This is a genomic window from Faecalibaculum rodentium, from assembly GCF_001564455.1.
Taxonomy (GTDB): domain Bacteria; phylum Bacillota_I; class Bacilli_A; order Erysipelotrichales; family Erysipelotrichaceae; genus Faecalibaculum; species Faecalibaculum rodentium.
Map to the genome: position 1 here is coordinate 828,309 of NZ_CP011391.1, position 11,436 is coordinate 839,744.

The following is an 11,436-nucleotide window of genomic DNA, read 5'->3' on the forward strand; positions in this document are numbered from 1 at the left end:
TTCTGAGAAAAATATCTCGAAGAAAGCACGAAAAACGTTTGAGAGAATCAGATCAAGCAAGGAAGGGCGCAGGGAGGATGCCTGGCCACACTGTACTGAAGAAGGACGTGCCAAACAGCGAAATGCGACGGTGAGCCGTAAGGAGGCAAAGACCCGTCGGTGTCCGAATGGGGGAACCCGGCAGCCAGAAGGCTGTCATCCCGAAAGGGAGAGGTACCCGGGGAACTGAAACATCTAAGTACCCGGAGGAAAAGAAAACAACAGTGATTCCCCGAGTAGCGGCGAGCGAAAGGGGAGGAAGCCCAAACCGGAGAGATCCGGGGTAGTAGGACCGTCAAAAGAGTGCGGATGACACAGCAGAATGTACAGGGAAGTACAGCCAGAGAGAGTGAAAGCCTCGTAAGCGAAGTGTGTGACGCATGAGACGGGATCCTGAGTACGGCGGGACACGAGAAATCTTGTCGGAAGCAGGCGGGACCATCCGCCAAGGCAAAATATACAGTGTGAGCGATAGAGAACGAGTACCGTGAGGGAAAGGTGAAAAGAACCGCGGGAGCGGAGTGAAAGAGAACCTGAAACCGTGTGCCTGAAAGAAGTCAGAGCCCGTCAAAGGGTGATGGCGTGCCTTTTGTAGAATGAACCGGCGAGTTGTTCCATGGTGCGAGGTTAAGTCGGAAAGGACGGAGCCGAAGCGAAAGCGAGTCTTAAGAGGGCGGAAGAGTAGTATGGAGCAGACCCGAAACCGGGTGATCTAGCCATGGGCAGGTTGAAGCAGAAGTGAAATTCTGTGGAGGACCGAACCGACTACCGTTGAAAAGTTAGCGGATGACCTGTGGCTAGGGGAGAAATTCCAATCGAACCCGGAGATAGCTGGTTCTCCCCGAAATAGCTTTAGGGCTAGCGTCGGAGGATGACAGACGGAGGTAGAGCACTGAACGCATGATGGCCCCATCCCGGGGTACTGAATGCGATCAAACTGCGAATGCCGACTGGGAGGAATCCGGCAGTGAGACTGTGGGTGATAAGGTCCATGGTCGAGAGGGAAAGAGCCCAGACCGCCAGCAAAGGTCCCAAAATACTGGCTAAGTGGAAAAGGATGTGGGGACGCACGGACAGCTAGGAGGTTGGCTCAGAAGCAGCCATCCTTGAAAGAGTGCGTAACAGCTCACTAGTCGAGTGGCCCTGCGCCGAAAATGTACCGGGGCTTAAGCCAGGTACCGAAGCTGCGGATGTATATGGAAGTATATGTGGTAGGGGAGCGTTGCATGCAGGAAGAAGTATGACGGAGACGGCATATGGACAGCATGGAAGAGAGAATGCCGGTGTGAGTAGCGAGATGCAGGTGAGAATCCTGCACACCGAAAGCCCAAGGATTCCAGGGGAAGGTTCGTCCGCCCTGGGTAAGTCGGGACCTAACGTGAGGCCGAAAGGCGCAGCGGATGGAAAGCAGGCGGAGATTCCTGCACCCGTATATGGAGCGAAGGAGTGACGGAGAAGGCAGATGCGACCCTCTTACTGGATTGAGGGCCAAGCGAAGCAGGTGGTATCCAGGCAAATCCGGATACGGAAACCAGAGCGTGACGGGTAAGCGAAAGCGGAAGGCGAGTAGCGAAGCGCATCGAGTCAGCTTCCAGGAAAAGCTTCTAGTGGAAATGCATATACGGCCCGTACCAAAACCGACACAGGTGGGCGCGCAGAGGATGCGAAGGTGAGCGAGAGAACTGTTGCCAAGGAACTCGGCAAAATGGCCCCGTACGTTCGCAAGAAGGGGCGCTCGAAAGAGCCGCAGTGAAAAGGCCCAAGCGACTGTTTAACTAAAACACAGCTCCCTGCGAAGCCGCAAGGCGAAGTATAGGGGGTGACACCTGCCCGGTGCTGGAAGGTTAAGGCAAGCTGTGAACCGCGAGGTGAAGCAGTGACCCGAAGCCCCAGTGAACGGCGGCCGTAACTATAACGGTCCTAAGGTAGCGAAATTCCTTGTCAGGTAAGTTCTGACCCGCACGAAAGGTGTAACGATTTGGGCGCTGTCTCGGCAGCAGACTCGGTGAAATCTTAGTACCTGTGAAAATGCAGGTTACCCGCAACTAGACGGAAAGACCCCATGGAGCTTTACTGCAGCCTGGTATTGGGTCCTGGACAGCCATGTACAGGATAGGTGGGAGACTTGGAAGCGAGTACGCAAGTATTGGTGGAGTCGCCGGTGGGATACCACTCCTGGATGTATGGGGCCCTAACCCGTGTGCCGAGAGGGACAGGGGAGAGTGCCAGGCGGGCAGTTTGACTGGGGCGGTCGCCTCCCAAAGAGTAACGGAGGCGCCCAAAGGTACGCTCAGGTTGGATGGGAACCAACTGAAGAGTGCAAATGCAGAAGCGTGCCTGACTGCGACAGAGACAACTGGAGCAGGGACGAAAGTCGGGATTAGTGATCCGGCGGTGCCGAATGGAAGGGCCGTCGCTCAACGGATAAAAGCTACCCTGGGGATAACAGGCTGATCTCGCCCAAGAGTTCACATCGACGGCGAGGTTTGGCACCTCGATGTCGGCTCATCGCATCCTGGAGCTGGATTCGGTTCCAAGGGTTGGGCTGTCCGCCCATTAAAGCGGTACGCGAGCTGGGTTCAGAACGTCGTGAGACAGTTCGGTCCCTATCTGTTGTGGGCGTCGGAGATCTGAGGGAAGCTGTCCTCAGTACGAGAGGACCGGGATGGACCTGCCGCTGGTGCACCAGTTATCATGCCAATGGTACAGCTGGGTAGCCAAGCAGGGAACGGATAAGAGCTGAAAGCATCTAAGCACGAAGCCGGACCCAAGACGAGATCTCCCATTCTGAAAGAGAAGTAAGACCCCTTGAAGACTACGAGGTGGATAGACCAGGGATGGAAGTGCAGAGATGCATGGAGTTGACTGGCACTAATCGGTCGAGGACTTGATCTAGAAAGAAGCCCGCAGCTTTGCGGAAAGACAGGAAACGAAAGACATATCGTGTATGGTTTTCAGGGAGCGACCTGGAAGAGATGATTCCGGAAGATGTGGTCATCACAGTGCTGAGGAAATACCTGTTCCCATCCCGAACACAGAAGTCAAGCTCAGAGACGGTGACGATAGCCGAAAGGCAAAAATAACAAATGGCCACTCAGACAGCCGCTTTCCTTACGGGAAGGTGGCTTTTTTGCTGTCAGCTTCGGCTGCTGCTCATCAGCCTGTCTGGAGTCTGCAGAAATGCGCTTTACTCAGGTAAGGTTGAGCCGTGGTAAAAAATCCGATATGATACCTCCGGATATGAAGGAGGCAAAGATATGCCCAGTCAAGTAGTGGTAGGCACCCAGTGGGGTGACGAAGGCAAAGGGAAAATAGTGGATGTTCTCGCTGAACAGGCGGATATGGTAGTGCGGTTTCAGGGTGGTGACAATGCAGGTCATACACTTGTTGTAAACGGAAACAAACATGTTCTGCATCTTCTGCCCAGTGGAGTCCTTCATGAGGAGGGAACCTGTGTAATTGGCCCGGGTGTGGTTTGCAATCCGTTTGTTCTGCTGGAAGAGATGGAAGCACTGGAAAACAGCGGGCTTTCCACGGACCATATCATCATTTCGGACAGGGCTCATATATTAATGCCTTATCATCGTTATCAGGATCATCTGGAGGAAGCAGAAAAAGAAAACAAGATAGGAACCACAGGACGTGGTATCGGTCCTGCATATGCCGATAAATACGCCAGACGGGGACTGAGATTCCATGAATTTATGGATTTGGATTCCTTCCTGGAAAAGCTCAGGGACAACCTGGAGCATAAGAATCGGCTCTTTACAGGAGTGTATGGTGCAGAACCTATGGATTACGATGAGATTGCCGAACGGTTCAAATCGATCCACAGCCGTATCGTCCCGATGATCAAGGAAACCACACATCTGGTCAATAACGCACTGGATGATGGAAAAACTGTTCTGTTTGAAGGCGCCCAGGCATGTATGCTGGATATAAACTACGGAACGTATCCCTATGTAACTTCCTCCAGTCCGACCAGTGCAGGCGTAACAGAAGGAGCCGGTGTTGCCCCGAACAGAATCAATCAGGTTTTTGGCGTTGTAAAGGCATACTCTACCCGCGTCGGAGAAGGACCGTTTGTCACTGAGCTGGAGGATGCAACCGGTGAATGGATCCGAAAACAGGGCGGGGAATATGGAGCCACAACAGGACGACCCCGCAGAACCGGCTGGCTGGATCTGATGGTGGTGGCTCACGCAGCCATGCTCAATGGTCTGACTGACATTACCCTGACGAAAATAGATGTCCTGACAGGCCTGGATGAACTCAAAATCTGCACAGGTTACGAAATTGACGGGGAAGTTTTCAGCTATGTTCCATCAGATCAGGCACTGGTGGCAAAAGCGAAACCTGTGTACAAGACACTTCCAGGCTGGAAAGAAGACATTACGGAAATCAGGGAGTATGATCAGCTTCCCCAGCAGGCAAAGGATTACATTGCGTTCATTGAAGAATATGTGGGCGTTCCGGTAACTCTGGTTTCTGTAGGACCAGACAGGGAAAACAATATTTACCGTCAGGCATAATCTTGGCCTGCCCGTCTGTTTCCTTCTAATATGAAACCAGAAACGCCGGAGAAAACACCGGCGGGAGGACAATCATGAAGCGTGAATGTGCAGAAGCAGCGTATAAACTGATTAAAAACGGCATGACCATTGGTCTCGGGGGCGGAAGGACCATCCAGTATCTGATTGAATTCATCAATATGGGAAATCTGGATCAGATCAAGGTGGTAACTCCCAGCATGAGCACAGCCCTTGCCTGCAAATCTCATGGAATCACCGTCATTCCCACCTGGCTGACAAGTTCCCTGGATATTGCTTTTGACGGCTGTGATCAGGTGGATGAATCCCTGAATGCCCTGAAGAGCGGTGGGGCGATCCATACACAGGAGAGAATCGTGGCAGCCATGGCAAAGCAGTACGTGCTTTTGGTTGACAGTTCGAAGCTGGTTCAGAAACTTACATTCGATTATCCCGTTGCTGTTGAGGTAGTCCCTGAAGCGTTCAGCTACGTGAAATCTCAGCTGGAAAAAATGGGGGCCCAGGTAGCCTGGAGAACTGGATCCGGCAAAGACGGTGGTGTGATGACAGACCAGGGCAATCCTGTGATGGATGCCGCATTCAATACGGTGGATGATGTCGCTGCTTTGAATCGCCGGATTTCTGATATTCCGGGGGTCGTAGATACTTCTCTGTTTGTTGGAATTGCAGCGAAAGCCATCGTTGCACAGCCGGATGGTACGGTTACTGTAATCGATCGTCCCTGATTTGAACGTATCTTCAGGAATGAGTCTATACTGACTGAGCGAATCAACGAAAAAGTCTTCCATCGGTTTGTGTTCATCACAGATTGATGGAAGACTTTTCAGTATATGCAGGCTGACTGTATCCCGGAATCAGGCAGCAGTCGACGATTTTTTTACCGGCGGGTACACGTCAGCGGAATCCGGGAGGATTTGGATTTCAGGGATTGTCTCTTTCTGTTCTGTATCGAAGACAGTACATCAGTATAGAACCGGCAACAGCCACGTTCAGGCTCTCAAATGCATCCATCTCGATGTAGACGGTCTCTGTACACTGATGGATCAGGGCTTCCCGGATTCCCTGACCTTCATTTCCCAGTACCAGTGCCCAGGGTCCGGAGATCCTCAGACTGGAGAGAGAAATGCTGTCATGATGCAGGGCAGCTGCAAAGACAGGCATCCTGGTTTTCAGTTCTTCCACTGCAGCAGATAACCGGCAGCGGATCACGGGAACATGAAACACAGCTCCCTGTGAGGACTGAAGTGCTTTTGGCCCAAATGGGTCGGCACAATCGCCGGAACAGAGAACGAGCTGGATACCGAAACCGACGGCAGATCGTATCAAAGTTCCCAGATTTCCCGGGTCCTGTACTCCATCAAGGAGAAGGACCCTGTCCGGCTTCTCGGGCAGTTTTTGATCAGGAAGGGAAGCAACTCCAATAAGTCTGGCCCCGGAATCTAATAAAGAGAGCCGGTTCAGGACCGGGGCTGTACACTCAACTGCCATATGCCGGTCTGCAAAATCCGGCAGCGGCTCTCCTTCAAGAAAAAAGATCTCCTGTAAAGCCCCTGCCTGTGCTGCTTCCTGCAACATATGTTCCCCTTCGATCAAATAGCGGTTCTGCCTGTCCCTCTCCTTTTTTCTGTGCAGCTTTGCAAGCTCTTTGATCATTGCATTCTGTGTTGATTCGATGCGTTTCATATTTTTCTCCTGTCTGCAGAGGACAGAGTTATCCTGCTGTTTCCTCTGACTGCCTGAACTACGGGCAGGTACATGCAACAGGAAACACGATGGATTCCTGTAGAATATACTTCCTGTATATCGTATCAGAATCAGGGGCAGTCAGCTGGTCAGGGAATACCAGGGATTACAGCAGGACGGCAGAGGCGGGTTGCAGCCTTGTTTCCAGTCGTCTATAATGAAAAAGCTTTTTAGTAGGCCAAAAAGGCCTGAATTGGATCCGGTTCCTCCGGTTGATGAATCAAAGCGTTGACAGGACATAGTACTTCCTTACCCCCGGAAAGAGAGTCGGCAGATGGTGAAACGCCGATGCGGGAAAGCGGAATGAATTCACCCTGGAGCAGGAGCAAACCTCCTCCGTTTCATACGGTTATCATGAAAGAGTGCGTTCGACGAAGCAGGATGGTACCGCGGGGTTCTCCCGTTCCTGTGTTCGTCGTTTTTTAGTACCAAAATGCACAGAAACAGCAAGTGGAGTCACGCACGTGACTCAAAAGAGAAAACAGGATTTGAAGAGAGGATGATATATATGGATGAGATGCAGCAACTGCAGCAGACAGCTCTGAAGGACATCACTTCTGCTGATAGAACCTCTTCCCTGAATGATCTTCGGGTGAAGTACCTTGGAAAAAAAGGTGCGGTTCAGGGATTGATGAAGAATATGAAGAACCTGCCTGCAGATGAAAAACCGGCTTATGGTCAGAAAGTAAACAAACTCAAGCAGGAACTGCAAAAAGCACTGGAAGAAAGAAAAGAGTCTCTGGAAGCAGCAGAACTGGAAGGGAAAATAACCAGTGAGGAAATTGACGTGACTCTCCCAGGACGCCGGCCGTCTGCAGGAAGTCTGCATCCACTGACACTGGTACAGCAGGAGCTGGAGGATCTGTTTGTGGGCCTTGGCTACCAGGTCATCGAAGGTCCTGAAGTGGTGGAGGACTTGTATTGCTTTGAACGCGCTAATATCCCCAGAGACCATCCCGCCCGTGATATGCAGGATTCCCTTTATATTGATCCCGAACACCTGCTGCGGACGCATACAACGGCAATCCAGATGAAGGTTCTGGAGGAGCAGGCACCGAATGACATCAAGGTGATATGCCCGGGCAAGGTGTATCGCCGGGATGACGACGATGCCACACACTCTCATCAGTTCACGCAGATGGAAGGCTTGGTAATAGGCGAACATATCACGCTGGCAGACTTGAAGGGAACGCTGGAATTCCTGGCAAGAAAGATGTTCGGCCAGGACAGAGAAATCCGTTTCCGGCCCAGTTATTTCCCCTTTACCGAGCCCAGCGTTGAAGTGGATGTAACTTGTCATGTCTGTGGTGGCAAAGGGTGCCCCACCTGCAAGCAGACTGGCTGGATTGAAATCCTGGGTGCCGGCGAAGTGCATCCCCATGTACTGGAGATGGCCGGGTACGATCCGAAAAAGGCACAGGGTTTCGCATTCGGCGTAGGGATTGAGCGAGTGGCAATGTTAAAGTACGGTATTGATGATATCCGACATTTTTATACCAACGACAGGCGGTTTGCGAAACTGTTCGAGCGGTTTGAGTAGGAGGTACGTATGAGAATTTCAAGAAAATGGCTGAATCAGTATCTGGATATCTCCGACCTGAGCCTCGACGAACTGGCTCGAAGGATTACGGATGCCGGGTTTGAAGTGGAAGGAACTGAACGACTCGGGCAGGGAACCAATCTTGTGATCGGCAAAGTTTTGACCTGTGAGCCGCATCCGGATTCCGATCATCTTCATGTGACAACGGTGGACACCGGTGATGAGCCACTGACCATCGTCTGCGGTGCACCAAATGTTGCAGCAGGTCAGAAAGTGATCGTCGCCCAACCCGGCGCAAAACTTCCAGGCGGAGAAATCAAAGCAGGTAAAATCCGGGGTGTTGAGTCCAATGGCATGATCTGTGCTCTGTTTGAACTGGGTGTGGACAAACATCTTCTCAGACAGGACCAGATAGACGGTATTGAGATCCTCCCGGAAGAAGCGCCGGTGGGCTGTGAGGATCCGCTGGGCTACCTTGGATATCAGGACGAGATTCTGGATATCGGGCTGACGCCCAATCGCAGTGACTGCCTGGCAGCGTTCAATATGGCTGCTGAAATTGGTGCCATTCTGAATCGATCGGTTCAACTGCCCGATTTTAAAGGAGCCGCAGATGAAGGAAAAGAGACAGCTGCTGTCTGTCGCACGGAGACACCCGGCTGCCCGCTGTTTCTTGAGAAAGTCATTGAATCAGTAAAAATCGGTCCTTCTCCCAGGTGGATGCAGGAGCTCCTGCGTGCATCCGGCGTTCATTCCATCAACAATGTTGTGGATATCTCCAATATCGTCATGCTGGAAACTGGACAACCGATGCATTTTTACGATATTGATGCCATTCCCGATCATGAAATCACAGTCAGAGATGGATTCAGTGAAGCCTATACAGCTCTGGACGGCGTTACATATCAGCTGGAGCCTGAGGACCTCGTCATTACCAATCAGGGAAAGCCGATAGGTATTGCCGGAATCATGGGCGGCGAAGATTCCAAGATTCTGGATACGACCAGAGGTCTGATCATTGAATGTGCATTGTTTGATCATGTAAGGATTCGTAACACAGCTAGAAGACTGAATCTCAACACTGAAGCCAGTCAGCGTTATCAAAAGGGTATTGAACCGTTGGCAGCTCAGAAAGCGATGGACAGGGCAGTCCAGCTGTTGAAAGAGTATGCGGATGCAAAAGACATCGAGGCCACAGTGACAGCCGGGGTGCAGAGCTGGCAGCCGCGAATCATCAGCTGTACCCTGGAGGAAATCAATCATCGTCTGGGAACAGATTTTAAAAAGGAAGAAGTTCTGGACGTGTTGACCCGACTGCAGTTTGCTCCCGAAACAGAAGGCAGCCGGATTACGGTGACAATTCCCAGCTGGCGGACTGATATGGAAGGAATCGCAGATGTATCCGAGGAAGTCATCCGTCTTCTTGGATATGACAGGCTCCCTTCGACTCTTCCGGAAATGCCGATGACCGAGGGCAAGCTCGATCCAATGCAGCGGTTTACGAGGATGACACGAACGATGTTTTCTGAACTTGGTTTCCAGGAAGCTTTGACCTATACCCTGGTTTCCACAGAAAAGAAAAATGACGGAGTGATGAGTGACGGCGAATCCATTGAACTTGCATCCGCATTGTCGGAACAGAGACGCTGGATCCGAACCAGTATATTGCCCAGTCTGCTGGAGGCAGCGGCATACAACAGAAGCCGGAAGGCAAAGGATATTGCCGTATTTGAAATCTCGGATGTGGAATCCAGGGATAATCGAAGCAGGCATCTTGCGTTTGTAATAGAGGGCAAACTGCAGGACAGCGAGTGGACACATACCTCTCTGCCCGCAGATTTCTATACAGCGAAGGGAATTGTTGAATCCTGGCTGGCTCGACAGGGAATAGATTCTGCACGGATTCGTTTTGAGAAAAGTACCGACGGTGGACTGTTCCATCCTGCCAGAACTGCAAAAATCAGGATAGGGCGGGATATAATCGGGATACTTGGTGAAATTCACCCTTCCCGTGGAAAGGAACGGACTGTGATGGCGGAAATCAACATGACAGCTGTGCTTGGTCTCAAGAAATCAAAGGTACGCTTCAAACCGGTTTCAAAATATCCGTCGGTTGACCGGGATATCGCACTTGTACTGAAACGAAGCGTACCGGCAGGACACCTCATTGAAACCGTTCTCCGCCAGGGGCGTCTGGACAAGGAAACAGTCATCAGAGATGTACAGGTTTTCGATGTATATGAAGGTGATCGTGTAGCTGCTGATGAGAAGAGCCTGGCGCTGAGGATCGTTTTCCAGTCTGATAAAAAGACACTTACGGAAGAGGAAATTTCTTCTGTCATGACAAAAGTTCTTGCAGATCTCGAGAAGAAACACGATGCCAGACTTCGCGGCTGAATCTGTCCTTTCTGCGAGTGCAGCTTTTGACTGATCGGGCAGCAAAACAGATGCCGGATAGTCTGAATGATCATTACATTTCATCTGATTGATGGTTCCCTTTCAGAAGATACCCAAAATAACCACACGGGTTCTCTTGCTGAAAGGGAACTTTTTATATCCTGGAAAACAGAAGATCAACCGTCTGCTATCTTTGAATATCAGTTTTCAGAATTACTAAGAGGATCCAGCCTGCAGCCTGTTCTGAGCGGTTGCTGTATTTTCTTTGAAGAACAGGAAAGCTGTTCGAGCCTGAATGGTCTGATATCGGCTGACACAGCTGTGATAGAATGAAAATGTTATGGATTATTTCACGAAGAGAGACTGGATAGAGATATTTGAATCATGTGGAATCAGGCGTGGATATCGTGTTTTGCTGCAGATAGACTGTGATCACCTGAGAGAAACTGCAGGTGGGGTGCAGACGATTCTGGAAGCGCTGATGGAGGTTGTGACGAGTTCGGGAACAATTATTATCCCGGCTTTCTCGTTATCGGCATTGGATCCCGCCTGCCGGGAAAAGATACCCTGCAGTTATGAAAAATGGGTGGAATATCGTCGGAGTCTGTACGGATTCGAGAAGGAGTTAACCGAATCTTCGCTCCCGGCTATGATCCTGCAGAGGATTCAAGGTACATTGCGAACCGATCATCCGGTCCGTTCGTTTGTAGTGTGGGGAAGCTGCAATCAGGAATGGGTGAAGCAGCCATTGGATTTTCCAGTAAGCTTTGGTCATGTGTTTTCAGTGTTCGAGGAGAGAATGTCCTGTAATGTTCTGATTGGTGTGCCCTGGGAAGAGAGCCTGCTGGTTCTGGCCATGGCTCATTTAACGGAACTGGAACTCGTTGGTATTCAGAAGGCCTGGCTTCACAGGCCGAAGCGCAATTTGGCTAAAACATTTCTGGTCGGAATACCGGATCCCGCAGCGTATGACGAAATACGAGAGCTTTTGCATACAGAAGAAGTGCAAACAGTTGCCGGAATGGTTGAGGTGTTGTCGTTGTACAGTTCTCCGAACAAAACGAAGGAGATCTGGTTGAACAGCCGGAACAGCGAGCATAAGGGAAGCTGTTTATAGGCTCCTGAAGGCGCTGCTCATTTGTCAGCTGGGCAATCTGTCTGTTTCGG

General features: G+C 51.0%; 7 protein-coding genes and 2 rRNA genes. 8 read left to right on the forward strand and 1 reads right to left on the reverse strand.

All coding sequences use genetic code 11. The features are described 5' to 3' along the window. Positions 1 to 50: 50 nt before the first annotated feature. The 4 genes from aalo17_RS04115 (at position 51) to rpiA (ending at position 5,314) form a co-directional block, all read left to right on the forward strand. Positions 51 to 2,934 (forward strand): 23S ribosomal RNA (locus tag aalo17_RS04115). Positions 2,935 to 3,028: 94 nt separating this feature from the next. Next, positions 3,029 to 3,135: ribosomal RNA gene (gene rrf, locus aalo17_RS04120) — 5S ribosomal RNA — on the forward strand. A 161-nt stretch (positions 3,136 to 3,296) separates the two neighbouring features. Continuing rightward, positions 3,297 to 4,571, forward strand: coding sequence for an adenylosuccinate synthase (locus tag aalo17_RS04125; protein ID WP_067555917.1), 1,275 nt, complete (start codon positions 3,297 to 3,299; stop codon positions 4,569 to 4,571). Between the two features lie 74 nt (positions 4,572 to 4,645). Then, positions 4,646 to 5,314: a ribose 5-phosphate isomerase A gene (rpiA, locus tag aalo17_RS04130; RefSeq protein WP_075884704.1), complete on the forward strand. Its 669-nt coding sequence runs from the start codon at positions 4,646 to 4,648 to the stop codon at positions 5,312 to 5,314. A 196-nt stretch (positions 5,315 to 5,510) separates the two neighbouring features. Here rpiA and aalo17_RS04135 read toward each other — a convergent pair whose 3' ends face one another. After that, on the reverse strand, positions 5,511 to 6,272 hold the full coding sequence (locus aalo17_RS04135) for a TrmH family RNA methyltransferase (RefSeq protein WP_067555920.1): 762 nt from the start codon (positions 6,270 to 6,272) through the stop codon (positions 5,511 to 5,513). Between the two features lie 577 nt (positions 6,273 to 6,849). Here aalo17_RS04135 and pheS point away from each other — a divergent pair. From pheS to aalo17_RS04150, 4 genes are all read left to right on the forward strand, one after another. Continuing rightward, positions 6,850 to 7,872 (forward strand): phenylalanine--tRNA ligase subunit alpha, encoded by a 1,023-nt coding sequence (gene pheS, locus aalo17_RS04140; RefSeq protein WP_420806568.1) that lies wholly within the window; start codon positions 6,850 to 6,852, stop codon positions 7,870 to 7,872. A gap of 9 nt (positions 7,873 to 7,881) precedes the next feature. Continuing rightward, on the forward strand, positions 7,882 to 10,269 hold the full coding sequence (gene pheT / locus aalo17_RS04145) for a phenylalanine--tRNA ligase subunit beta (protein WP_067555926.1): 2,388 nt from the start codon (positions 7,882 to 7,884) through the stop codon (positions 10,267 to 10,269). A 66-nt stretch (positions 10,270 to 10,335) separates the two neighbouring features. After that, positions 10,336 to 10,602 carry a hypothetical protein gene (locus tag aalo17_RS12580; protein WP_145907506.1) on the forward strand — a complete coding sequence of 89 codons (267 nt, stop codon included), beginning with the start codon at positions 10,336 to 10,338 and terminating at the stop codon, positions 10,600 to 10,602. A 7-nt stretch (positions 10,603 to 10,609) separates the two neighbouring features. Further along, positions 10,610 to 11,386 (forward strand): AAC(3) family N-acetyltransferase, encoded by a 777-nt coding sequence (locus aalo17_RS04150; RefSeq protein WP_067555929.1) that lies wholly within the window; start codon positions 10,610 to 10,612, stop codon positions 11,384 to 11,386. Positions 11,387 to 11,436 lie beyond the last annotated feature (50 nt).

Excerpts from the sequence above, each read along its gene's own strand:
- pheT (WP_067555926.1), top strand. The coding sequence starts at position 7,882 with ATGAGAATTTCAAGAAAATGGCTGAATCAGTATCTGGATATCTCCGAC.
- aalo17_RS12580 (WP_145907506.1), top strand. The coding sequence starts at position 10,336 with ATGATCATTACATTTCATCTGATTGATGGTTCCCTTTCAGAAGATACC.
- aalo17_RS04150 (WP_067555929.1), top strand. The coding sequence starts at position 10,610 with ATGGATTATTTCACGAAGAGAGACTGGATAGAGATATTTGAATCATGT.
- aalo17_RS04125 (WP_067555917.1), top strand. The coding sequence starts at position 3,297 with ATGCCCAGTCAAGTAGTGGTAGGCACCCAGTGGGGTGACGAAGGCAAA.
- aalo17_RS04135 (WP_067555920.1), bottom strand. The coding sequence starts at position 6,272 with ATGAAACGCATCGAATCAACACAGAATGCAATGATCAAAGAGCTTGCA.
- rpiA (WP_075884704.1), top strand. The coding sequence starts at position 4,646 with ATGAAGCGTGAATGTGCAGAAGCAGCGTATAAACTGATTAAAAACGGC.
- pheS (WP_420806568.1), top strand. The coding sequence starts at position 6,850 with ATGCAGCAACTGCAGCAGACAGCTCTGAAGGACATCACTTCTGCTGAT.